20 protein-coding genes are annotated in these 24,542 nt (G+C 58.7%); 8 read left to right on the top strand and 12 right to left on the bottom strand.

Translation table 11 applies throughout. The features are described from left to right. The first annotated feature begins 153 nt into the window (after positions 1 to 153). Positions 154 to 708: a hypothetical protein gene (locus ACW55A_RS05370; RefSeq protein ID WP_498810698.1), complete on the top strand. Its 555-nt coding sequence runs from the start codon at positions 154 to 156 to the stop codon at positions 706 to 708. A 211-nt stretch (positions 709 to 919) separates the two neighbouring features. Here the strand turns inward: ACW55A_RS05370 and ACW55A_RS05365 are convergent, their stop codons facing one another. The 8 genes from ACW55A_RS05365 to ACW55A_RS05330 form a co-directional block, all read right to left on the bottom strand. Further along, positions 920 to 1,858 carry a carbohydrate kinase family protein gene (locus ACW55A_RS05365; RefSeq protein ID WP_498810699.1) on the bottom strand — a complete coding sequence of 313 codons (939 nt, stop codon included), beginning with the start codon at positions 1,856 to 1,858 and terminating at the stop codon, positions 920 to 922. A gap of 22 nt (positions 1,859 to 1,880) precedes the next feature. Further along, entirely contained in the window at positions 1,881 to 3,362 is a 1,482-nt protein-coding gene (xylB, locus tag ACW55A_RS05360) for a xylulokinase (RefSeq protein WP_455808544.1), read from the bottom strand. Positions 3,363 to 3,372: 10 nt separating this feature from the next. After that, positions 3,373 to 4,854, bottom strand: a complete 1,482-nt coding sequence (locus ACW55A_RS05355; protein ID WP_044308216.1) for a mannitol dehydrogenase family protein — start codon at positions 4,852 to 4,854, stop codon at positions 3,373 to 3,375. 17 nt (positions 4,855 to 4,871) lie between these two features. Continuing rightward, positions 4,872 to 5,978 carry an ABC transporter ATP-binding protein gene (locus ACW55A_RS05350; protein ID WP_003434157.1) on the bottom strand — a complete coding sequence of 369 codons (1,107 nt, stop codon included), beginning with the start codon at positions 5,976 to 5,978 and terminating at the stop codon, positions 4,872 to 4,874. Positions 5,979 to 6,008: 30 nt separating this feature from the next. After that, entirely contained in the window at positions 6,009 to 6,842 is an 834-nt protein-coding gene (locus ACW55A_RS05345; protein ID WP_003369336.1) for a carbohydrate ABC transporter permease, read from the bottom strand. A 10-nt stretch (positions 6,843 to 6,852) separates the two neighbouring features. Continuing rightward, the gene (locus tag ACW55A_RS05340; protein WP_003369337.1) at positions 6,853 to 7,785 is read right to left on the bottom strand and encodes a carbohydrate ABC transporter permease; all 933 of its coding nucleotides are present in this window, start codon (positions 7,783 to 7,785) and stop codon (positions 6,853 to 6,855) included. An 87-nt stretch (positions 7,786 to 7,872) separates the two neighbouring features. Beyond that, positions 7,873 to 9,195, bottom strand: a complete 1,323-nt coding sequence (locus tag ACW55A_RS05335) for an ABC transporter substrate-binding protein (RefSeq protein WP_455808542.1) — start codon at positions 9,193 to 9,195, stop codon at positions 7,873 to 7,875. A 240-nt stretch (positions 9,196 to 9,435) separates the two neighbouring features. Continuing rightward, the gene (locus ACW55A_RS05330; protein ID WP_003434154.1) at positions 9,436 to 10,341 is read right to left on the bottom strand and encodes an AraC family transcriptional regulator; all 906 of its coding nucleotides are present in this window, start codon (positions 10,339 to 10,341) and stop codon (positions 9,436 to 9,438) included. A gap of 119 nt (positions 10,342 to 10,460) precedes the next feature. Between ACW55A_RS05330 and cobF the strand changes: the two genes are divergently transcribed. Continuing rightward, positions 10,461 to 11,219 carry a precorrin-6A synthase (deacetylating) gene (gene cobF, locus ACW55A_RS05325; protein WP_455808541.1) on the top strand — a complete coding sequence of 253 codons (759 nt, stop codon included), beginning with the start codon at positions 10,461 to 10,463 and terminating at the stop codon, positions 11,217 to 11,219. Here cobF and ACW55A_RS05320 read toward each other — a convergent pair. Further along, on the bottom strand, positions 11,216 to 12,550 hold the full coding sequence (locus ACW55A_RS05320; protein ID WP_498810700.1) for a glycosyltransferase: 1,335 nt from the start codon (positions 12,548 to 12,550) through the stop codon (positions 11,216 to 11,218). The genes cobF and ACW55A_RS05320 overlap by 4 nt on opposite strands. Beyond that, complete coding sequence (locus ACW55A_RS05315; protein ID WP_003369350.1) at positions 12,543 to 12,914, bottom strand: response regulator; 372 nt, start codon at positions 12,912 to 12,914, stop codon at positions 12,543 to 12,545. The genes ACW55A_RS05320 and ACW55A_RS05315 overlap by 8 nt, the downstream gene beginning before the upstream one ends. Positions 12,915 to 13,246: 332 nt before the next feature. Between ACW55A_RS05315 and ACW55A_RS05310 the strand changes: the two genes are divergently transcribed. The 5 genes from ACW55A_RS05310 to ACW55A_RS05290 all read left to right on the top strand — a co-directional run bounded on the left by ACW55A_RS05310 (position 13,247) and on the right by ACW55A_RS05290 (position 19,901). Beyond that, positions 13,247 to 16,765, top strand: coding sequence for a response regulator (locus ACW55A_RS05310; protein WP_003369353.1), 3,519 nt, complete (start codon positions 13,247 to 13,249; stop codon positions 16,763 to 16,765). 49 nt (positions 16,766 to 16,814) lie between these two features. Further along, positions 16,815 to 17,636, top strand: a complete 822-nt coding sequence (locus ACW55A_RS05305; RefSeq protein ID WP_046720287.1) for a CheR family methyltransferase — start codon at positions 16,815 to 16,817, stop codon at positions 17,634 to 17,636. Next, the gene (locus ACW55A_RS05300; protein WP_455808539.1) at positions 17,633 to 18,247 is read left to right on the top strand and encodes a chemotaxis protein CheB; all 615 of its coding nucleotides are present in this window, start codon (positions 17,633 to 17,635) and stop codon (positions 18,245 to 18,247) included. The genes ACW55A_RS05305 and ACW55A_RS05300 overlap by 4 nt, the downstream gene beginning before the upstream one ends. Continuing rightward, positions 18,241 to 19,422 carry a hybrid sensor histidine kinase/response regulator gene (locus tag ACW55A_RS05295; protein WP_003434146.1) on the top strand — a complete coding sequence of 394 codons (1,182 nt, stop codon included), beginning with the start codon at positions 18,241 to 18,243 and terminating at the stop codon, positions 19,420 to 19,422. The genes ACW55A_RS05300 and ACW55A_RS05295 overlap by 7 nt, the downstream gene beginning before the upstream one ends. Before the next feature lie 101 nt (positions 19,423 to 19,523). After that, entirely contained in the window at positions 19,524 to 19,901 is a 378-nt protein-coding gene (locus ACW55A_RS05290; RefSeq protein WP_003318062.1) for a response regulator, read from the top strand. Positions 19,902 to 19,970: 69 nt separating this feature from the next. Here the strand turns inward: ACW55A_RS05290 and ACW55A_RS05285 are convergent, their stop codons facing one another. Continuing rightward, positions 19,971 to 21,995 carry a response regulator gene (locus tag ACW55A_RS05285; protein ID WP_044308209.1) on the bottom strand — a complete coding sequence of 675 codons (2,025 nt, stop codon included), beginning with the start codon at positions 21,993 to 21,995 and terminating at the stop codon, positions 19,971 to 19,973. Next, a complete protein-coding gene (locus ACW55A_RS05280; protein ID WP_032609592.1) occupies positions 21,992 to 23,476 on the bottom strand; it encodes an ATPase domain-containing protein in 1,485 nt (494 codons plus the stop codon). Before ACW55A_RS05280 ends, ACW55A_RS05285 begins: the two co-directional genes overlap by 4 nt. Positions 23,477 to 23,696: 220 nt before the next feature. Here ACW55A_RS05280 and ACW55A_RS05275 point away from each other — a divergent pair, with 220 nt between their 5' ends. Continuing rightward, positions 23,697 to 24,509, top strand: coding sequence for a crotonase/enoyl-CoA hydratase family protein (locus tag ACW55A_RS05275; protein ID WP_060707708.1), 813 nt, complete (start codon positions 23,697 to 23,699; stop codon positions 24,507 to 24,509). Positions 24,510 to 24,542: the final 33 nt, after the last annotated feature.

Below are 24,542 nucleotides of genomic sequence, written 5' to 3'. Positions count from 1 at the left end.
TTGCCGCAGGCGGCCGGATGCATCCGTTTTTTGACGCGATCTATATGCCCTGTTTTATTTAAGCTTTAAAAATCAACAGGTTAATTATTTTTAGGGCAGTTGGCACTGGACTTGCTGTTGAACCTACGCAACAGGTTCATCAGGAGGTGAGAGATGATTATTGGCACGACTGCGCTTGAGCAGCTTGTTTCCCGAGCTGTCGTCGGGCGCAAGACTGTAGACGAGGTGTCCCAGGACGCCTTCAGCTCGGTCGCTGCCGCTGGCCTGACATCGGGTTCGGCACCGGTTACCGCGCAGACCAGCAGTTCGACATCGCAGGACAGCAAGCAGGACAACAGTGGTTACAACGAATCCTTTGCACGGATGATGATCAACCTGAAGTCCGCCGGTGATACGTCACTGTCGGAAAAGACGGCTGACCGTGACAACGGTGTCATCGGTTCAGTGGCTGGTACCACCAGCACCACTGACACGGCATCGACGGATTCGGTACAACAGAAATTCATGGACTCTCTGAAGCAGACAGCCGAAGAGAAAGTGCGCGAAAAGCTGACTGGCATCACCCAGAAAGACTATGACGCCATGGCACCTCAGGACCAACTGGCCATTGACCAGAAGGTTCAGGACGCGCTCAAGGACAAGCAGAACGACGTTGCGGATGACATCAACACCCGCATCAGAGGTATCAAGGCCGGTATGGTGGCCTGATGTTTGTTCGGCGACTTTGATGACCTTTTCGTGAACAAGCGAAGCGTCGCCCGGCTCACTCTCACCTAGGAAATGCTTTCCGATGGAGTTAAGTATCGATACTTTCTCCCTTCAGACATGCATTTAATGGGTGGGAGTGAGCTTGCTCACGAAGACTACCGTCCATACACCGCAGTTGATGCGGGTGTATGGAGGTAGTGTTCAAGCCCTCTCACCCCAATTGATGCCTGTACGGCAAATCCGGCCCGACCTTTGTGCAGGTCAGCGCGGCCGCGCCGACGGCAAAATTCAGCATCTCGTCCAGTGTTTCCCGTGACAGCGTTGACAAGCCTTGCGGCGTATCGAGCTGGCGTTCACTGAGGAAGGTCAGCAGCGCGGCCTGAAAAGTATCCCCGGCCCCGACGGTATCGGCGGTGGCCACGGTTTTTGCCGGCACCGACCAGGTGCCGTGCTGACGGGTGAAGACGCTGGCGCCTTGCGTGCCGCGGGTGACGATGACCAGTTGTGTACGCTTGCCGAGCCAGCCTTCGGCAATCTTTTGTGGGTCGCTGTCCGGGTACAACAGGTGCAGGTCTTCGTCGCTGACCTTGATCAGGTGCGCATACTCGGCGAATGCTGCGACCTGGCTGCGCCAGCGCTGAATGTCCGGTGCCGGGTTGAGGCGCACATTGGGGTCCAGCGAGATCAGGTGGGTGCTGCTTTCACGGGCTACCAGCGCCAGCAGCGTGTCGGCAATCGGCTGCACCACCAGTGAAAACGAGCCGACGTGAATGCCGCGTACCTGCCCGTCGAGTTGCGGCAGGTGTTCCAGGCGCAACTGGCGGTCCGCGCAGCCATCGCCTCGAAAGCTGTAAGTCGGCGATCCATCGCTGCCCACGGCGACCATGGCCAGTGTAGTGGGTGCGTCGAATTCGATCAGGTGATCGGTATTCACGGTTTCCTTTTCCAGCACGGCACGCAGCCGACGACCCAGGTAATCGGTGGACAGCCCGGCCAGGAAGCTCGCTTCCACACCCAGGCGGCGCAGGCCGATCGCAACGTTGAACGGAGAGCCACCGGCAATCGCATCAAACCCCAATCTGTTCAGGGAACCGCTGTCATCAGCGCGGGTGAAAATGTCGAACAGTGCTTCGCCACAAACCAGAAACATAAGTGCTCCATGAAAAAACGGTTCAAACCTTGCGCAGTTGCGCCTGATAACGCTGATAGACCTGCTGATAGGCGGCCACATTATGCACCACGGGGTGCGTCTCACTGCTTTGATCGAGACTTACGCAGCGTTCGCACAGTTGCTGCAGGTCCTGAACCTTGCCGTTGGCGTGCGACCAGCACCAGGCCGCCTGAATGGCAGCGCCCAGCGCAGCGGCTTCCGAGTGGTCGGTGCAGATCACCGGGGTGTTCATGATGTCGGCTACGATCTGCCGCCATACCGCACTTTTCGAGCCTCCGCCGATCAGGCGGATCTTCTCGCTTTTGATACCGCTGTCGCGCAGCAGATCGAGACCGTAGCGAAGGCCGAAGGTGGTGCCTTCGACCACCGCGCGGGACAGGTTGGCCTGGTTCAGATTGGTGCTGTCCAGCCCGACGATGCTGCCGGTAGCGTCGGGCAGGGCGGGCACGCGTTCGCCATTCAGAAAGGGCAGCATCAGTACGCCTTCGGCACCGATCGGCGCCTGGGCGACCGCTTGGTTGAAGCCGGCGATGTCGAGGGCGAACAGCTCGCGAATGGCGGTCGTCGCGTTGGTCAGGTTCATTGTGCAGATCAGCGGCAACCAGCCGCCGGAGGATGAGCAGAAGGTCGCGACCGATTCATGCTCGCTGACCCGTGCCTCATCGGCATAGGCATACACCGTACCGGAAGAGCCGAGGCTCATGGTGATCAGCCCCGGCTGGATATTGCCCGTGCCAATCGCGCCCATCATGTTGTCGCCGCCACCACTGGACACCAGAGCGTCAGGGTTCAGGCTCAGCAATCGGGCAACTTCAGGACGCAGCATGCCGACCGGTTCGTGGGCTTGCAACAGCTGCGGAAGTGCCTTGCCCAACCGGCCGCTCGGGTCGATGTGCGCAAGCAATGGCAGGTCCCACTCGCGAGTGCGCACGTTGAAGTAGCCGGTGCCCGACGCGTCGCCAAACTCGGTGCAGCAACGACCGGTCAGCCAATAGTTGAGGTAGTCGTGGGGCAGCAACACTTTGTCGATCCGCTCGAACAGCTGCGGGAACTGCTCCTTGGTCCACAACAGTTTGGACACGGTATAGCCTGGGGCGATGACCAGGCCAAGGCGTTGCAGCGACCCCTGCGCGCCTCCCAGTTCGTCCAGCAGGCGCTGGTTTTCCGGTGCCGACTCGGTGTCACACCACAGCTTGGCCGGGCGCAGTACCTCGCCGCGGGCATCGAGCAGCACCAGGCCGTGTTGCTGGCCTGACACACCGATGCCCTGGATCTGCTGTCCGGAAACGCCCGACGCTGCCAATGCCTCGCGGGTCGCCTGTTGCAGCGCGTCCAGCCATTGCTGCACGTCCTGTTCACGGCGGCCGTTATGGTCGCTGATCAGGCTGTGCGGCGCCGAGCCTTCACCCAGCACGTTGCCGCTTTCGGTATCGAGCACCAACACCTTGGTGCCCTGGGTCCCGCAATCGATTCCAAGAAACATGGGAAGTCCCTCAGGCCCTGGCGGTCAAAAGTTTTTCCAGTGTGCCACTCACACCCAGCGTGCGCAGATCATTGAGGTTCTGCTCGAAAGCCGCCACGAAGGCTGCGGATTTCGGTATGGCCGAGCCAAATATTTCTTCCACCGCCAACAAGCGCTCGGCAATGAGCGCGTCATCAGCCACCAGCGCCTGGCAGAACTCGGCACGCGGGTCAGGAATCCTGTAGGTCGTGCCGTTCTCGTCAACACCCTTCAGGTACAGCGCCCATGCGGCGACTACCAGTGAGGCACGTTCGAGATTGCCCTGATCGACGATCAGACGATTGATCGTCGGAATGGTGAACTTGGGAAATTTCGACGAACCGTCCGAGCAGACCCGCTCCAGCTGGTCGGCAATCGCCTGGTTGGAAAAACGCTCGATCAGGGTGTCTTTGTAACCTTCCAGGTCGATGCCTGGCACCGACGCCAGTTGCGGGGTGACATCAAGGTCCATGTAGGCGCGGATATAGCTCACGAACAGCGGGTCATTCATGGTTTCGTGTACAAAACGATAACCTTTGAGGAAGCCCAGGTAGGTCAGTGCCAGATGACTGCCGTTGAGCAGTTTGATTTTCATCTCTTCATAGGGCGTCACGTCATCGGTGAATTGCACGCCGACTTTCTCCCATGCCGGGCGACCATTGACGAACTTGTCTTCCAGCACCCACTGCACGAACGGTTCGCAGACCACCGGCCAGGCGTCGTCGATGTGTTTATCGTCTGCCAGTTGCAGACGGTGGGCTGCGCTGGTCATCGGTGTGATACGGTCGACCATCGCGTTGGGAAAGCTGACGTTTGCCTTGATCCAGTCGTGCAGCTCGGCATCGCGCAACGTGGCAAATGCCAGCAATGCCTTGCGTGTCACTGCGCCGTTGTGTGGCAGGTTATCGCAGGACATCAGGGTAAAGGCCGGCGTGCCTTGCGCCCGGCGCCGCGCCAGCGCGGCGCAGAGGAAGCCGAATACCGTCTTTGGCTGATCCGGATTCGCCAGGTCGTGCTGGATCTGCGGCAGATGGGCCATGAACTGACCGTTGCTGTCGTCGATGCAGTAACCGCCTTCGGTGATGGTCAGCGAGACGATGCGGATGTCCGGACTGGCAAGCTTGTCGATCAGCGCCTGCGGACTGTCATCGGCCAGCAGCATGCCGCTGATCGAGGCAATGATGCGGGTTTGGGTATCGGGTGTGTCACCCAGTTCATAGAGCGTGTACAGGTAGTCCTGTTGTGCCAGAGCGTCGCGCACGGCCTTGTCTTCAGGACGCAGGCCCACGCCGCAGATGCTCCACTCGAAGCCTTCGCCGCTGTTCATCAGCGCATCGGTGTAAAACGCCTGGTGCGCACGATGGAAGCCACCGACGCCGATATGGGCAATGCCCTGGCGAGTGCTGTCGACGGTGTAGGCGGGCAGGGCAATGTCGGCGTCCAGTCGGGACAGATTGTTTTTATTCAGTTTCATGAAGGGCTCTCCGGAACTCAGGCGGCGGCAGTCTGCAAGGCTTTGGCAATCACCAGACCTTGAGCGTCGAACAGGTGGCAGTGGGCACTGTCGAGATGCAGGTTCAGCGTTTCGCCGTACTGGCTGGCCAGATCACCACGAATACGCATGGTCAGCGCCTCGCCCGAACGGGTGCGCACGTGACAGTACGTGTCGCTGCCAAGACGTTCGCTGACATCGGCAATCACCTGCAACTGGCAATCCTCACTCTGGGCAAGGTTCAGGTGTTCCGGGCGGATGCCCAGCGTCACAGCGGCGCCAACGCTTTGTCCTGCGCCATTGACCGGCAGGCTGATACGCGTTCCGGCATCCAGCTCGACTTCGCAACTGCTGCTGTCCGCCCGGCTGATCCTGCCCTTGAGGAAGCCCATTTTCGGCGTGCCGAGGAAGCCGGCAACGAACAGGTTGGCCGGGTGGTGATACAACTCGAGCGGCGAGCCGACCTGCTCGACCTTGCCGCCATTGAGGACGACAACCTTGTCGGCCAGGGTCATGGCTTCCACCTGATCATGCGTCACGTAGATCATGGTGGCCTGCAACTCTTTATGCAGGCGCGACAACTCCAGGCGGGTCTGCACGCGCAGCGCGGCGTCGAGGTTGGACAGCGGCTCGTCGAACAGGAAAATCTTCGGGTTGCGCACAATGGCCCGGCCAATCGCGACACGCTGACGTTGTCCGCCGGACAGCTGCTTGGGCTTGCGCTCCAGCAGTGGTCCGAGCTCCAGAATACGTGCGGCTTCATCGACCTTCTTCTTGATCTCGGCCTTGTCACCGCCCGCCAGGTCCAGCGCAAACGACAGGTTCTTGCCGACGGTCATGTGCGGATACAGCGCATAGGTCTGGAACACCATGGCCAGGTCACGCTTGGCCGGGGTCACCTGAGTGATGTCCCGGCCATCGAGTTCGATGGTTCCCGACGTCACTTCCTCGAGCCCGGCGATCAGCCGCAGCAAGGTGGATTTGCCGCAGCCCGAAGGCCCGACGAAGACCACGAACTCGCGGTCTTTCACGTCCAGGTCGATGCCCTTGATGATCTGGTGACCGTCAAAGCCTTTTTGCAGATTGCGGATGCTCAGATTAGCCATGTTGGACTCCTTCTTGTTCTTTGGGCCGGGCTATTTGACAGCGCCGAACGACAGGCCGCGAACCAGTTGTTTCTGACTGATCCAGCCGAAAATCAGAATGGGCGCACAGGCCAGGGTCGAGACCGCTGACAGCTTGGCCCAGAACAACCCTTCGGGGCTGGAGTAGGAAGCGATCAAGGCAGTCAACGGGGCCGCGGCGGACGAGGTGAGGTTCAGCGACCAGAACGCTTCGTTCCAGCACAGGATCAGCGACAGCAACGCGGTGGACGCCAGGCCGCCCTTGCAGATCGGCATCAGCACGCGAAAGATTTCCTGGCGGGTGCTGGCCCCGTCCAGCCGCGAGGCCTCGAGGATCTCGCCGGGGATATCCTTGAAGTAGGTATAAATCATCCAGACCACGATCGGCAGGTTGATCAGCGTATAGATGATGATCAGTGCCAGACGCGAATCCAGCAGGCCAAAGGTCTTGGCCAGCAGATAGATCGGCATCAGCACGCCCACCGGCGGCAGCATCTTGGTAGACAGCATCCAAAGTAGCGTGCCTTTGGTGCGCTTGGTCTCGAAAAACGCCATGGAATATGCCGCAGGAATCGCGATCAGCATCGCCAGTACCGTCGCGCTGAAGGAAATAAGCACCGAGTTCCAGGCAAAATGGAAGTAATCGCTGCGCTCCTGAATGTGCAGGTAGTTTTCCAGCGTCGGGGTGAAGAACAGCTGTGGCGGTGTCGCGAACGCATCGATCTCGGTTTTGAAGCTGGTCAGGACCATCCAGAAGATCGGAAAGAACACCAGCGCAGCGATGATCCAGGACAGGGCCCCGAGCAGCAGGCTTTGCAGACGGCGTGATTGTTTGAGGGTCATCATGGCAAGGTCCTCATGACTTGTCGGTGAGGTTTTTGCCGATCATCCGGATCAGGATGATCGCCGCGATGTTGGCTATGACCACTGCAATCAGGCCGCCCGCCGAGGCCATGCCGACGTCGAACTGCAGCAGCGCCTGGATGTAGATCAGGTAAGCCAGGTTGGTCGAGGCAAAGCCCGGCCCGCCATTGGTCGTGGTGAAGATTTCAGCGAATACCGAAAGCAGGAAGATCGTTTCGATCATTACCACCACGGCAATCGGACGTGCCAGGTGCGGCAGGGTCAGGTGCCAGAAAATTGCCAGGGGACCTGCGCCGTCCAGCCGCGCCGCTTCTTTCTGCTCTTGATCGAGAGACTGCATGGCGGTCATCAGGATCAGGATCGCGAACGGCAGCCATTGCCAGGAGACGATGATAATGATCGACAGCATCGGGTAATGGGCGAACCAGTCGATGGGTTGCGCGCCGAAGAACTTCCAGACCGCCGCGAGTACGCCGGACACCGGGTGGAAAATCAGGTTTTTCCAGATCAGCGCACTGACCGTGGGCATGATGAAGAACGGCGAGATCAACAGCACACGGACGATGCCACGACCGAAAAACTCACTGGCTTCCAGCAGCGCCGAAATCAGCACGCCGAAGATCACGCTGATCGCCAGCACACTGCCGACCAGCAGTAAGGTATTGCCGGCACCCGGCAAAAAGCCGCTGTCGGTCACGAAGTACTGGAAGTTTTCCAGGCCGACGAATTCGTTTTCGCCAGGGGAGAGCAGGTTGTAGCGGATCAGCGAGAAATAAATGGTCATGCCCAGCGGCACGATCATCCACACCAACAGAAGCGCCACCGAAGGACTGACCAGAAACCAGCCCGGCTTGAATCGACGGCTTTTGAGCGGTTGCTGTTCGCCGGACAAGTCCGTGCGTTCAGGGGAGGCTGAGGTATTCATGGGGAGCTCCGAACCGGATTGCACCAGAGTTGTTGCGCAGTTGAGCGGCAGGGCGAAAGCATCGGCTTTCGCCCTGGTGCGTGACGGTTACTTTTTCGGGTAACCCGCTCGTTTCATGTCGCGCGCGGTAGCGGTTTGCGCATTCTGCAAGGCTTGATCCACAGTGGACTGACCTATGAGTGCTGCGGAGAACTGCTGACCGACGCTGGTGCCGATGGCCTGGAACTCGGGAATGGTGACCAGTTGAATGCCGACGTAAGGCACGGGCTTGAGGGTTGGCGACTTGGGATCGACCTTCTTCAACGACTCAAGCGTGATGTTGGCAAACGGTGCTGCCTTTTTGTACTCGTCGGTGTAGGTCGAGGCGCGGGTGCCCGGCGGTACGTTGGACACGCCGTCGGTATCGGCAACCAGTTTGGCGTACTCTTTCGAGGTGGCCCACTGGGTGAACTCGGCAGCGTCCTTGGTGTTCTTGGCGCTGGTCGGGATCGCCAGCGACCACGAGTACAGCCACGACGAGCCCTTGTCGGTCACCTCATGCGGCGCGTAGGTGAAGCCGACGCTGTCGGCCACTTTGCTCTGCTTCTTGTCGGTCACGAACGAACCGGCAACGCTGGCGTCGACCCAGATGGCGCACTTGCCGCTGTTGAACAGCGCAAGGTTCTCGTTGAAACCGTTGCTGGAGGCGCCCGGCGGCCCGGACTGCTTCATGGTGTTGACGTAGAAGTTCAGCGCATTCTTCCACTCTGGCTGATCGAACTGTGGCGTCCACTTCTCATCGAACCAGCGTCCGCCAAAGGCGTTGGCCAGCGTGGTGATCAGCGCCATGTTCTCGCCCCAGCCAGCCTTGCCGCGCAGGCAGAGACCGTACTGTTCCTTGGATTTGTCGGTCAGTTTGCCGGCGAACTCGGCGATCTGCGTCCAGGTAGGGCGCTCTGGCATGGTCAGGCCGGCCGCCTTGAACAGGTCGGTGCGGTAGTAAGTGATCGAAGCTTCAGCATAGAACGGCAGGGCGAACAGTTTGCCGTCCACCGACAGGCCGTCACGCACGGAAGGGAACACATCGTCCAGCTCGTAACTGGCAGGCAGGTCTTTCATTTCCTGCAACCAGCCTTTCTGACCCCAGAGTAAGGCTTCGTACATGCCGATGGTCAGCACGTCGAACTGGCCGCCCTTGGTGGCGATGTCGGTGGTCAGTCGTTGGCGCAGGACGTTCTCTTCCAGCACGACCCAGTTGAGCTTGATGTCGGGGTGCTTTTCTTCGAAGGTCTTGGAGAGGCGCTGCATGCGAATCATGTCACTGTTGTTGACCGTGGCGATGGTCACGGTCCCCGCTGTGGCACTGCCACTGAACACGAAACAGGTACTGAGGACGGAACTGGCGAGCAGAAGTTTTGCTGAGTTCTTCATTGATCACTCCTCTTCCACGCCCAAAGGACTGTAGAAGGATGGTTATTGTTTTTTTCTCTTCCGGAGGTGAGGAAGATGTGCACTGATTACACCGGCGTTCGGTCAGAAAGACAAATCCTGCGCCGCACTCTGACTGATACTTTTTTGCACTCGGGTGCGAAAAGCCAACAGCGCCGAATCGCCCATAGGACGGCTTCGACGCATCTTCAGCGTAGACGATGAGGGCGAGAGCGGGGCGAATCAGTACAGGTTTTGTTCGGTCAGACGCTGAACGGCGAGGCGGCGGTAGTGCGACGGGGTCATGCCCTTGAGTTGCTGAAAGCGCCGATTGAAATTGGAAATATTGTTGAATCCGGACTCGAAGCACACATCGGTTACCGGTTTGTCGCCGTCGGCAAGCAGTTCACACGATTTGCTGATGCGCAGCCGATTGACGAACTCCACGAAGCAGCGCCCGGTAGCCTGTTTGAACACCCGGGAAAAATAGGTCGGCTTCATGCCCAGATACTCGGCGACTTCCTCCAGCGGCAGCTCGCGGCCATAGTGGGTGAAGATATAATCCACCGCCCGGTTGGTGCGATCCACACTGTGCTCGTCCGCCGTGTGGGCCACCGCCGTGCCTGACAGCAGCTGGTAGTCGTCGCTGGCGGCCAGCAGCTCGAGCAGGATGAAGAAGTGGCCCAGGCGAGTGATGCCTCGTGAGTCGGCGATCTTCTGCATTTGCTTCATGGCCTGACGAATCGTGCGTTTGCAGCGAAATTCGATGCCGTAGCGGGCGCGCTCCAGTAAGGGCGTCAGGGTCTTGAGTTCGGCAAACACCTGATTGCCGCTTTCCAGCAGCTCGTCGGTAAAGTTGACCAGCATGTCGCGCTTGGGCACCACCTCGCCATCGTCGATCTGGCTGATCCAGTTATGCGGCAGGTTGGGGCCGGTGAGAAACAGGCTGGCAGGATTGAAATTGCCGATGTAGTCGCCGACAAACACCTTGCCAGAGCTGGCGACAATCAGGTGCAGCTCATATTCCTTGTGGAAGTGCCAGCGCACCAGCGGGCAGGGGAAACCGTGCTCGCGGTAGATGATCGACAGACCGTTGTGGTCGTCCATCAATTCGTAGGAAGGGTCGGCGATTCTTGTTGTTTTATTCATTGGCGATGTCATGTTCATCCGTTGCCAAAAGAGTAATGTGCCTGATTTTTCAGTTCAATGCCCGGTCGTTGGCAAAAATCACCTACGATCAGGCTCCTGCACAGTGGAGGCGTTGCCCGATGAAACAGATCCTGCTGATCGGTATGGGGGCCGGTGATCCCGAGCAGATCACCCTGCAGGCTGTCGCGGCACTGAACCGTGCAGAGGTGATCTTTATCCTCGACAAGGGGTACGTCGACGATCAGTTGCTGAGGCTGCGCAAAGAGCTCTGTCAGCGCTATATCACTCATGAACGCTACCGTCTGGTGCAAGTTCAGGATCCTCGACGTGAAGATGATCCGCAGGCCTACGAGCGCGGCATCGAGGGGTGGCACGAACAGCGCGCAATACTCTTCGAGCGGTTGTTGACCGATGAGCTTGGTGTGGATCAGGTCGGCGCGTTTCTGGTCTGGGGCGACCCGTCGCTCTACGACAGCACAATGCGCATCCTTGATCAGGTCCTGGCGCGGCGCAACGAGGTATTCGAGTATCAGGTGATTCCCGGTATCACCAGCGTCCAGAGCCTGGTCGCGCGGCACCGGATCCCGCTCAATCGCATCGGCGAGTCGATTCTTATCACCACCGGCCGACGCATGGCGCAAGCTCCGCTGGAGCACCTCGGCAACGTCGTGGTGATGCTCGACGCGCACTGCACATTCGAGCGTTATGTGGGGCAGGGGCTGGACATCTATTGGGGCGCGTATCTGGGTACGCCGGACGAGATACTGGTGTCGGGCCGGCTCGATGATGTCTGCGAGCAAATCAGGCGGCTGCGCAGCGAGGCACGCGAGCGCAAGGGGTGGATCATGGATACCTATTTGCTACGCAAACCTGCCTAAGCCGGTTTTTCATCCTTGTTGCGATTCTTCGCTTCGATCCACTGCGCCATGTATTTGGTGCTCTTGTGGTGATGATGCCGCAGCATGGCGCCGGTGAAGTTCGCCAGACGATGCTCCGCGAGTCCGTTGCGAAGGGTTTCGATGCGTTCGATAAGGCTCGCACAGTGCTGCCGATGCTGGAAGCGCGCCTGCAGTAGCGCCTGACCCGCATGTTGCGCTTCAAGCCAGAGGTTCTGCTCCTGATACAGCCTGACCGCAGCGTCAGCGATGTCGGCCGGCTTATCGGCAATGATGCCGGGCCACGGCAGCCCGCCGCTCATGGCTTCCGCACCCACCGGGGTGGTGACTGATGGCGTTCCGCAGAGCATCGCGTCCATCAGCTTGCCTTTGATACCAGCCCCGAAACGCAATGGCGCGAGGCACACTCGCGCATTGGACATGACCTCCAGCGCATCCTCGGCCCAGTGCTTCACATGAAAGCCCTGAGCGGCGTTGTGCAGCGCCGCGGCCTTGGGTGGCGTATAGGCACCGTAGATGTGCAACTGAGCATCAGGCAGTTGTTGACGGATCAGCGGCCAGATAGTGGTTTTCATCCACAGCACCGCATCCCAGTTGGGCGCATGACGGAAGTTGCCGATACTGAGGAAGTGTGCACGCTGTGCAAAAGGCCGGAAGCTGTCGGGCGCGCCGTCGATCATCAGCGGACACCAGTGCAGCAGCGTCTCGGGCAGGCCGAAAGGGCCGCTCAGCAGCGCAATTTCGACATCGGACGTCATCAGGTTGAGGTCGCAGCGATACAGCGAAGCGATTTCGCGTTGCGCCAGATCACTGCAAGCGATCTGCCGGAAAAGCTGCGGCGCTGAAATGTCCACACTGCCCGGCGCAGCCTCGGGGCAATCGCTGTTCAGCGCGTCCTTCAACAACTGATGGCGGGCGTGGCGCAGGCTCTGGAAATCCGAAGTCTCCAGAATTCGCAGCGCGTCAGGACACTGCTGCTCGACACGCCAGCCGAACTGCTCTTCGATCATGAACTGATCGAAGAGCACCACGTCAGGCTGCAATTCGCTGACAAACACGTCAAAACTGCTGTCGTTGAGCGCAATGTGCACTTCGTGGATGCCCAAGCCGAGCAGATCGGCGCGGTGCTCGCCTTCAGTGGCAGGGCTGGCAAAGGTGATCTGCCAGTCCTGCTCCAGAAAGCATTGAATCAATTGCATCATGTGCCCGCTCGCGGCCGAGGAGCGCGGTTCTGGCCACACGTAGCCGATGATCAATAGGCGGGTGCTGACAGGCTTGTCGGTACGGTTGAAGACTGCGTCGATGTCAGTCAAGGCTGTTCCCGAGAATGCTTTTGACCTTGTCACGCAACTGGTCGATGGAGAACGGCTTGCCGATCGAGTGCATGCCTGGCGGCACGTCGATATTTTCGGAGTAACCGCTGGCGAACAGCACCGGCAATTGCGGGCGAAGTTCGATGACCTTTTTGGCCAGTGCGGTGCCCTTCATGTCAGGCAGCCCCTGGTCAGTCATCAACAAGTCGATGTGATTGGAATCGTCTGCAACAAAGGTCAGTGCCGACGTAGCGTCCTCGGCTTCCAGTACCTTGTATTCCAGCTCCTCGAGCACGTCGACAATCAGCATGCGCACAATGGCGTCGTCTTCGACCACGAGAATGGTGCGGGCTGTGTCGGGCATGGTTGACTCCTTAAACCTGAATAATGGCGATGGTGCAGACAGTGTGGAATTTTACGCATTCTTTCCCGTCAACTCAGGGTAACCGAGCGAGGGCCTGTCCGCTGTGGATACAGTCCCTGTATCAGTAAATAAAAACCGGGTGGAAGTTCAATCGAGGCACAAATACCGTAAATCGACAGGGCGGCTCACGGGTTGGCGTCATTAATGAATACAGGCGTGAGCTTATCGCGCATTTATGTGTGAAATTTCAATCCTCTATGTCAGAAATAAGAGTGTTTTTCGTAGGTTTACGGCAAACTCTACGGTTTTGATCCACTCGTCAGGGATATTTCATGAATCGGACGTCTGTTGTCGATGAACAACGCTTTCGAAAATTGCTGGGGCGTAACGTTGGCTTGCCACTGGGCGTCGGTGTATTGAGCGCAGTTTTCTTCATTCTGCTGATCAGTTATCTGCTCACTGCAATACAGTGGGTCGAGCACACTGACCGGGTGATCAACAACACCAACCGCTCAATGAAACTGTCGATAGACATGGAAACCGGCATGCGCGGTTTCCTGCTCACCGGTGATCAGCATTTTCTCGATCCCTATGAAGTCGCCAAGCCGCTGTTGCTCGCCGAGCTGCAGGGGCTGGAGGAACTGGTAGAAGACAACCCCACGCAACTGGATCGGTTCAGGCGTCTGGCCACGCTGCAACAGGAGTGGAATGCGTTCGCCCAGGAGATGATTACGTTGCGGCGCACCAACGCCGATTATCAGACGCCGGTGCTGGCCGGACGTGGCAAGCGAATTACCGATCAGATCCGCACCGAATACGATCAGGCCGTGGAAATGGAGCAGCAACTGCGCCTGACCCGCAATGCGGAAGTCACGCGCAGTACCATTCTTTCCGTCACCCTTTATCTGATATTCGTGGTGATTGTCAGCGCAATTCTGGCCTATATCGGTCGCCGGGATCTGATGTCGCTGTCGAACACTTACAGCGAAAACCTCAGACTGCAGGAAGTCAATGCCGAGCGCCTGCAGAAGGTGGCCTGGCTGCGCAATGGTCAGAGCGAGCTGGCCGAGCAGGTCCTGGGGCAATTGACGCTGAGCATGCTGGGCCGGAATATCCTCCAGTTTCTGACCCAACACCTGGGCGCGTCGGTGGCCGCTGTCTACATCCGCCAGGACCACGGCGGCCTCACGCGAGTTGCCTCGTATGGTTTCTCCCGCGAACAGGAGCAGCAGGATCAGACCATTCACAGTGACGAAGGCATTGTGGGGCAGGCAGCCCAGCAGGACCGCATCATTACGCTGGATGAACTGCCGGATAACTACTTCAAGGTCGCCTCCGGCCTGGGCGATGGCTCGCCGCGCAGCGTGGTGGTGGTGCCGACCAGCAATGACGATCAGGTCAACGGCGTGATCGAAATGGGCTTTCTGCGCACCCTGACCGAGCGCGATATCGAGTTTCTTGAGCTGGTGGCGGACAACATCGGTACGTCCATCGAAGCCGCCCGTTATCGCCAGCGTCTGCAGGAGGTGCTGGCCGAGACCCAGCAGCTCAACGAAGAACTGCAGGTGCAGCAGGAAGAACTGCGTACGGCCAACGAAGAGCTGGAGGAGCAATCGCGCATCCTCAAGGAGTCCCAGGTCCATCTGGAGACCCAGCAGGCCGAGCTGGAGCAGACCAACGAGCAACTCGCCGACCAGAGTCAGGCACTGGCCGAGCAGCGCGATGCGCTGGATCGCAACAATGAAGAACTGAATATTGCTCAGGCCGAGTTGCAGGCGCGGGCAGACGAACTGCAGCGCGCCAGCAAGTACAAGTCCGAGTTCCTCGCCAATATGTCCCACGAGCTGCGCACGCCGCTCAACAGCTCACTGATCCTCGCCAAACTGCTGGCCGAGAACCCGGGCGAGAACCTGACCGCCGAACAGGTCAAGTTTGCCGAGTCGATCTATTCGGCGGGCAATGACCTGCTGAATCTGATCAACGACATTCTGGATATTTCCAAGGTCGAGGCCGGCAAGCTGGAAGTGCGCCCGGAAAACAGCAGCGTACCCCGACTGGTCGAAGGTCTGCGGACACTCTTCCAGCCGCTGGCCGCCGAAAAGAAGCTCGCGTTTACCGTCGACATCCAGGCCGGTGCGCCTACCATGCTGTTCACGGATCGCCAGCGTCTTGAGCAGATCCTCAAGAACCTGCTGTCCAACGCGATCAAGTTCACTGAAGCAGGCTCGGTCAGCATGGTGGTTTCGCGTCATCCGGGCGCGGGTATCGCGTTCATCGTGCGTGATTCGGGCATCGGCATCGCCGAGGAGCACCAGCAGGGTATTTTTGAAGCGTTCCGTCAGGCAGACGGCACCACCAACCGGCGTTATGGCGGTACCGGATTGGGGCTGTCGATTTCGCGTGATCTGGCGGCATTGCTGGGCGGATCGATCAGTGTGACCAGCGCACCGGGGCAGGGCAGTATTTTCAGCCTCGTGCTGCCGGAGCAATACGTCGAACAAGACGGCCGCGAGCCGGACAGCGATCTGCTCATCTCACCAGCGCCTGCTGCGCTGCCGCTGTCTGTGGCTGCGCTTCCGGTCATCCCGCAGCCGGTACCGGCACCCGTGCCGATGGATACGCCGGTGCCGGTATTTGCCGACGACCGGGACAAGGCGCCCTTCGAGCGTCGTTGCATCCTGGTGATCGAAGACGAAGTGCGATTCGCCCAGATTCTCTACGACCTGGCCCACGAGCTGGGCTACGACTGTCTGGTCGCGCATGCTGCTGACGATGGCTTCAACCTGGCGTCCCGCTACACGCCTGACGCCATTCTGCTGGACATGCGCCTGCCGGATCATTCGGGCCTGACCGTGCTGCAGCGTCTCAAGGAGCTGGCGCCCACTCGGCACATTCCCGTACACGTGATCTCGGTCGAGGATCGCCAGGAAGCCGCCTTGCACATGGGCGCGATTGGCTACGCGGTCAAGCCGACCACGCGTGAAGAGCTCAAGGACGTGTTCGCCAAGCTGGAAGCCAAGCTGACGCAGAAGGTCAAACGTATCCTGCTGGTCGAAGACGATGCGTTGCAGCGTGACAGCATCGCGCGCCTGATCGGTGATGACGATATTGAAATCACTGCGGTAGGCTTTGCCCAGGAGGCGCTGGACCTGCTGCGCGATCATGTCTATGACTGCATGATCATTGATCTCAAGCTTCCGGACATGCTCGGCAATGAATTGCTCAAGCGCATGTCGATGGAGGACATCTGCGCCTTCCCGCCGGTGATTGTCTATACCGGCCGCAACATGACCCGCGATGAAGAAGCCGAGCTGATGAAGTATTCGCGCTCGATCATTATCAAGGGTGCGCGCTCGCCTGAAAGGCTGCTCGATGAGGTCACGCTGTTCCTGCACAAGGTCGAGTCGCAACTGTCCAACGAACGGCAAAAGATGCTCAAGACCGCACGTAGCCGTGACAAGGTCTTCGAGGCGCGCAAGATCCTCGTGGTCGACGACGATGTGCGCAATATCTTTGCGCTGACCAGCGCCCTTGAACATAAGGGTGCGGTCGTGGAAATCGCCCGCAATGGTCTGGAGGCGATTGCCAGGCTCAATGAGGTGGAAGACATCGATCTGGTCCTGATGGACGTGATGATGCCTGAAATGGATGGTTTTGAAGCGACCATCGAGATCCGCAAGGACCCGCGCTGGCGCAAGCTGCCGATCATCGCCGTCACGGCCAAGGCCATGAAGGATGATCAGGAGCGTTGTCTGCAGGCGGGTTCCAACGATTACCTGGCCAAGCCCATTGATCTGGATCGTCTGTTTTCGCTGATTCGCGTCTGGCTGCCGAAGATGGAGCGTATCTGAATGAGGCTTCAGTGGAGGGGCGTCTGCAATGGCAAGCCCGGGCGGCACCATGCAGCTTGATCGAAGCATGGACATCGAGTTGCGCCTGCTGATCGAGGCGATTTACCTTCAGTACAGCTACGACTTTCGTGACTACTCCGGCGCTTCGGTCAAGCGCCGCGTGATCCATGCGTTGCGCCAGTTCGATTGTGCAACCATTTCCGCGCTGCAGGAACGTGTGATCCACGACCCTGCGGCGTTCATGCAATTGCTGCAGATTCTCACTATCCCGGTCAGTGAGATGTTCCGTGATCCCTCGCACTTCCTGGCAATCCGTAATGAGGTCGTACCGGTGCTGCGTACCTACCCGTCACTCAAGGTATGGATTGCCGGCTGCAGCACGGGCGAGGAGGTCTATTCCACGGCTATTCTGTTGCGTGAAGAGGGGCTGCTGGAGCGAACCATCATTTACGCGACCGATATCAATCCCAGCTCGCTGGAGAAGGCCAAGCAGGGCATCTTTTCCATGGACAATGTGCGGGCCTACGCCGAGAACTATCGAAAGGCGGGAGGGCAGCGCGATTTTGCCGAGTACTACACGTCCGCCTATGACTACGCGATCTTCGACAAGACGCTGTGCGAGAACGTCACGTTTGCCGATCACAGTCTGGCCACAGATAGTGTATTCTCCGAAACGCAGTTTATTTCGTGTCGTAACGTACTGATTTATTTCAACAAAAAGCTTCAGGATCGAGCGTTCGGGCTGTTTCATGACTCGCTGTGTCATCGTGGTTTTCTGGCGTTGGGCAGCAAGGAGACGCTGGAATTCTCAGCGTACGGGGGCGCTTTCGAGGCGCTGGTGAAACCCGAGCGGATTTACCGGAAATCATGAAAACCACGTTTGGCGATGACGCCTTGAGTCACTCGTTGCCCGTGGTCGATGCCATTGTGGTGGGCGCATCGGCCGGCGGCGTGGAAGCCTTGCTGAAAATATTCAGCGGCCTGCGCAAGGGTTTTGCGTTGCCTATCCTGATGGTTCTGCATTTGCCTGATGACCGGCATAGCCAGTTGGCCAATGTGTTTCAGAACCGTCTGGCGATTCCGGTCAAGGAAGCCGACGACAAGGAGAGCATAGTGCCCGGCACTTTGTATGTTGCGCCAGCGGGCTATCACGTCTCGGTGGAGTTCGACTTTTCCCTGTCGTTGAGTCAGGAGGACAAAGTGTTTTATTCAAGGCCCAGTATCGACATTCTGTTCGGTTCGGCTGCTGATGCCTATGGGTCGCGACTGGCCGGGGTGCTGTTGACCGGTGCCAATAATGACGGTGCGAACGGGTTGCTGCAGATCAAGACGTACGGTGGTTTCACGGTGATTCAGGACCCCTCGCAGGCCCAGGCTTCTACCATGCCTGAAGCTGGCCTGGCGCTGCACTCGCCCGATTACCTCCTTTCCCTGAACGATATTGGCCGCTTGCTGGTCGAGCTGGAACGAACCGCATGTTAAGTGAAATTCAGGCAAAACTGCTTATCGTCGATGATTTGCCGGAAAACCTGCTGGCGCTCGAAGCGCTGATCAAGCGCGGTGATCGAATCGTCTACAAGGCGCTGTCTGCCGATGAGGCGCTGTCACTGCTGCTGCAGCACGAATTCGCCATGGCCATCCTCGACGTGCAGATGCCCGGGATGAACGGCTTCGAACTGGCCGAGATGATGCGCAGCACGGAAAAGACCAAAAGCATTCCAATCGTCTTCGTCAGTGCCGCCGGGCGCGAGCTGAATTACGCCTTCAAGGGTTATGAAAGCGGTGCCGTGGACTTCCTGCACAAGCCGCTGGATATTCACGCGGTGAAGAGCAAGGTCAATGTGTTCGTCGATCTTTACCGGCAGCGCAAGGCCATGAAGATACAGGTCGAGGAACTTGAGCGCAGTCGCCAGGAGCAGGAGGCCTTGCTCAAGCGTCTGCAGTCGACCCAGAGCGAGCTGGAGCATGCGATTCGTATGCGTGATGACTTCATGTCCATCGTCTCTCACGAGGTACGCACGCCGCTCAACGGCCTGATTCTGGAGACCCAGCTGCGCAAGCTGCACCTGGCCAAGGACAACGCAGCGGCGTTTACCATGGAAAAGCTACGCGCCATGGTCGATCGCGATGAGCGGCAGATTCAGAGCCTTATCCGCTTGATCGAAGACATGCTCGATGTATCGAGGATTCGTACCGGTAAGCTGTCGATCAGGCCGAGTCCGTTCGACCTGAGCGAGCTGGTCACTCAACTGCTGGAAAGTTTTGCCGCGCAGATCGCCGCCGCCAATTCCACGATCACCCGGTTCGCCGAGCAGCCGGTAATAGGCGTCTGGGATGAGTTCCGCATTGAGCAGGTGGTTGCCAACCTGTTGACGAACGCGCTGCGCTACGGCGCGCGAAAACCGATAGAAGTGCATGTGTACAGCAAGGACAGCGAGGCCTTCATTGAAGTGAGGGATCAAGGTATTGGCATTACGGCCGAAAACCAGAAGCGCATCTTCCAGCAGTTCGAGCGGGTGTCGACTAATCACGCTGTTGCCGGGCTGGGTCTTGGGCTGTTCATTTCCGATCAGATCGTCATGGCTCACGGCGGTCGCATCGAAGTGGAGAGTGAAGAGGGCAAGGGTTCGGTGTTTCGTATCTGTCTGCCTCTGTAAGGTCGCCGCCTCCGGCGATCAAGTTTAATCACACGTTGGCGCAACCTCCCACGCGTGCCGTGGTCGTAATGGCAGCTATTTATAAGATCAAAGGCAGTTCAATGAGCGCTGATGCAGAAAACGTCGTACTAATCGTCGAAGACGAGCCCCTGATCCTGATGCTTCTGGCCGATTATCTGTCGGGTGAGGGTTATCGTGTCCTGAAAGCCGAGAACGGCGAGCAGGCTTTCGAGATTCTGGCGACCAAACCCCATCTCGACCTGATGATCACCGATTATCGGCTGCCGGGCGGCGTCTCGGGCGTACAGATTGCCGAGCCTGCGATCATGCTGCGGCCCGAGTTGAAGGTGATTTTCATCAGCGGCTACCCGGCAGAGATACTCGATTCGGGCAGCCCCATCGCGCTGAAGGCGCCTATTCTCGCCAAGCCCTTCACCATGGACACCCTGCACACCCAGATCCAGAAACTACTGGCTTGAGCGGCCTGCCTGCCCGACGAGTGAGCGGGCAATCCGATAAATCTGCGCTGCCTGAAGCCTGAGTCTTGCTCAGGCTTCTATCATTTCCCGTACTTTTGACGTCAGGTGATCGAACGCAAAGGGTTTGGTGATCAATTGCATTCCTGTGTCCAGAAAGCCTCCGCGCACCGCCGCATGTTCTGCATAACCGGTGATGAACAACACCTTGAGCTCCGGCCGCAGTTGCCTCGCGATTTCCGCCAGTTGCCTGCCGTTCATGCCTGGCAGGCCTACATCGCTGATCAATAGATCGATACGCCGTCCGGATTCCAGTATGGGTACTGCGTCCGCTGCCTCGCCAGCCTCGATAAAGGTGTAGCCCAGCTCGCCAAGCACTTCACTGACCAGCGCGCGCACGGCAGGGTCGTCCTCAACGATCAGTACCGTCTCGCCGTTCTCGGCGTAAACGGCATTGCTCTGGAAGCTTTGCTCGGCCTCATCCGCCAGCCCCTGAAAGCGCGGCAGAAACAGTTGTACGGTAGTGCCGACGCCGACTTCGCTCTTGATCAGGACGTGGCCATGCGATTGCTTGCTGAAGCCGTAGATCATCGAAAGACCCAGCCCCGTGCCCTGGCCGATGGGTTTGGTGGTGAAGAACGGGTCGAACGCTCGACTGATGACGGTTTCTGGCATGCCACAGCCATTGTCGCTGACGCTCAGTACGACATAGTCACCCGGCAGCAGGTTCTCATGGGCATTGGTGAAGGATCTGTCCAGTTGCTGGTTGAAGGTCTCGACCACCAGCGTGCCGCCGTCAGGCATGGCGTCGCGGGCGTTGAGTACCAGATTGAGCAGGGCGCTCTCCAACTGATTGGGGTCGGCCTCTGCGGTCCACAGATCGTGTGCCAGGCGCAGCTGCAAATGAATGCTCTCGTTAACGCTGCGCTGTAGCAGTTCATCCATGGCGTTGACCAGATGATTCATTTCGACCGGCTTGGAGTCCAGCGACTGACGCCGTGAGAAGGCCAGCAGACGATGGGTCAGGGCGGCGGCGCGGTTTGCTGAGGTGACCCCCAGATCGATCAGGCCGTTCAGGTCCTCGACACGCCCGCGCGCCAGCCGGCGTCTTATCAACTCGAGGCTGCCGATGATCCCTGTCAGCATGTTGTTGAAGTCATGGGCAATCCCGCCGGTCAACTGGCCGACTGCCTCCATTTTCTGTGACTGGCGCAGAATTTCCTCTTTGTGACGTAGCTGCGAGGTTCGCTCTTCAACCTGTTGCTCGAGCGTTTCATTGAGGCGGCGCAATTGCGACTCGGCCTGCTTGCGCTCGGTGATGTCGGATGTCACGCCCGCCAGTGAGCCGACCAGGCCGTTCTTGCCGCGCGTGGCACGGGCGCGCACATCCACCCAGTTGAGTGAGCCGTCCGGCCAGATATTCCGGTATTCGATGATCAGATCGACACCGGTATCCAGGCTGCGCTGCAACGCCGATTGCATTCGGGGCTGGTCTTCGAAATAAACGGCGGCCAGCCAGTCGTCGTAACCGAAGGTGTTCTGCTCGTCGCGGCCGTAGTGACTTTTGGTGATGTCCGAACAGGTCAGTTTGAGATATTCGGCTTCCAGAACCCATGAGCCCAGCCTGCCGGCCTTCAGGGCATTCTGCAGGCGGCCTTCACTTTCGTGCAGATCCTCCATGCGCGCGCGAGCTTCATACTGGCGTCTACGGCCGCGCACCGCTGTCATCACCAGACTCACCAACGTCACCGGATGGAAAGGGCGTTCGAGAAAGGTCACGTTGCCCAATAGATTACCCATGCGCGCAGAGGGGTTGTGATCAGGTCCGTGGGTCAGCAAGACGATAGGCAAGTCCGACCAGGGCGGCTGACGGCCAAGCAGCTCCAGCAATGGGGTCATATCAGTGTTGCGCAGTGCCTCGTCGGCGATGATCGCCAGACCGGCACCGGCCCCCAGCTCTCTGACCAGTTCGGGCACGTCACGGGCGATCGTCGCGGGGTAACCTGCTTCGTCGAGAATACGCATGGCGATCTGACTGTCCCGCCCGCGTGGGGCGAGAATGATCGCGCGCTCTGATAACAGACCTGGGGTACTCACAGGTCGTCATCCTCAAGCAGCGGTTTCTTGTCGCCCATGTACGACGGCACACCGCGCAGTACACCCTGAAAGGCCTCCAGCGGTTCACCTATTTTCAATCCGCTGGAACTGATGCGGTACTCACGGATTGTGGACTCGTGAGTGCCGGTGCGTTTCTTGATGACCGATATCGCACGGCGTACCTGACCCAATGCTTCAAAGTAACGCAACAGAATTACACTGTCGGCAAGGTAGGTGATGTCTACTGGCGAGCGCATATCGCCGACCAGTCCGTGCTGCGCAACGGTCATGAAGGTCGAGGCGCCCTGGCGATTGAGGTAGAGCAGCAGCTCGTGCATGTGCAGAACCAGCGCGCTTTCTTCAGGCATTGCAGCCTGGTAACCGTTGATACTGTCGATGACAACGGTCTTTATCTGCTTTTTATCGACTGCACGCCGCACACGGTGTGCGAACTCGCCAGGGGACAGCTCTGCGGCGTCGATCTGCTCGACCACCAGATTGCCGGTTTCCTGCAGTGCACGCAGGTCGATCCCCAGCTTGAGCATGCGCTCGAACAGCAGGCCCATTTCCTCATCGAATATGAACAGACCGACGCGCTCACCGCGTGCGACCGCCTGCACGGCGAAAACCAGCGAGATGAGCGACTTCCCGGTCCCGGCCGGGCCAAGAATCAGGGTGCTGGAGCCACCTTCGATGCCGCCTCCGAGCAGGTTATCCAGCTCCTGGATTCCGCTGCTCAATTGAGTGCGCGAGTAGTTGGAACGGTGTTCGGCGGCTACCAGGCGAGGAAAGACGTGTATGCCATTCTCGGCAATGGTGAAGTCGTGAAAACCACCGCGATACTTCTGTCCGCGGTACTTGACGATTTTGAGACGCCTGCGCTCGGCACCGTAAGTAGGTGTCAGTGCCTCAAGGCGAATCACCCCGTGGGCAACGCTGTGCACGGTCTTGTCGAGTGCCTCGGTGGTCAGGTCATCGAGCAGCAGCACTGTCGCGTTGTAGCGGGTGAAATAATGCTTGATCGCCAGAATCTGGCGCCTGTAGCGCAACGAACTCTGCGCCAGAAGACGGATTTCCGAGAGGCTGTCGATGACGACGCGAGTAGGTTTGACACGCTCGACCACCTCGAATATCTGCCGCGTCGCCTCACCCAGCTCCAGGTCAGAGGAGTAGAGCAGGCTTTGATGATGATCCGCATCGAGCAGGCTTTCAGGCGGTGTCAGTTCAAAGATATTGATATGTTCGTCGAGCTGCCATCCGTGCGAGGCTGCACCCGAGCGCAACTCGCTTTCAGTCTCGGACAGAGTGATATACAACGAGATTTCGCCCGCTGCCGCCCCGGCCTGCAGAAAATGCAGCGCCACGGTTGTCTTGCCGGTTCCGGGTTCTCCCTCAAGAAGAAACACATGACTGCGTGAAAGACCTCCTGCAAGGATGTCATCCAGGCCTTCAATGCCGGTTGCCGCTTTTGACGTATTCAAGTATCGCCCTCTGATAACCGTACAGGTTTTGTTAATGCCTCATTACTGGACCGTCAGGTACTGCGACCGTTCCCCCTATTTGAGGGGAACGTCCATATCCAATATAGCCGGGCGGGTAGTTTTCGGGTCCTGCAAATGTCACTTCAGTCCGGTTACGATGTGTCTGTTGCAGTTGTTATAGTCCTGCGCCTGAACACCCACCTGCTTGAGGGATCACGTCGTGACCGATTATCAAAGTTTCCGGGTCGAGCTGGGCGACAGCGTTGCTCACGTACAAATCAACCGGCCTGAAAAACTCAACGCGATGAACGAGTCGTTCTGGACGGAGATAATCGACATCTTCGACTGGATAGAGCGTACCGACGAGGTGCGCGTTGTGGTGCTCAGCGGTGCAGGCAAGCACTTTTCGTCTGGCATCGATCTGGCATTGCTGGCTTCGGTCGCCAGCCAGTTGGGTAAGGATGCAGGGCGCAATGCCCGTCTGTTGCGGCGCAAGATCCGCGACATGCAAGCCTCGTTCACGGCCGTGGACAATTGCCGCAAACCGGTTCTTGCCGCCATTCAAGGCTACTGCCTGGGCGGTGCCGTCGACCTGATTTCTGCGTGTGACATGCGATATGCGGCGGCTGACGCGCAGTTCGCCATTCGCGAGATCGACATGGGCATGGCCGCCGATGTCGGCACGCTGCAACGCCTGCCGAGGATCATCGGTGATGGTGTGCTGCGCGAACTGGCCTACACCGGGCGTAGCGTCGGCGCTGAAGAGGCGCAACGGATCGGGTTGGTCAATCGCACCTTCGAGGACACTGAAGGTCTGTTGCAGGGTGTTCTGGCGGTGGCTCGGGAAATAGCCGGCAAATCGCCCATCGCCATCGAAGGCACCAAGCAAATGATCAGCTACATGCGCGATCACAGAGTGGAAGACGGCCTCGAACACGTTGCCATCTGGAACGCAGCCATGCTGCAATCACCTGACCTGAAGCTGGCGATGGCTGCGCAGATGAGCAAGCAGAAGCCGGTCTTCGATAATTGATACATGACAAGGCTCGAGTCTGAGCGAAGGAGT

This window comes from Plantibacter cousiniae (nom. nud.) (genome assembly GCF_977070315.1).
The sequence above is the reverse complement of the archived record's forward strand: the minus strand, read 5'-3'. Positions and strand labels throughout refer to the sequence as shown.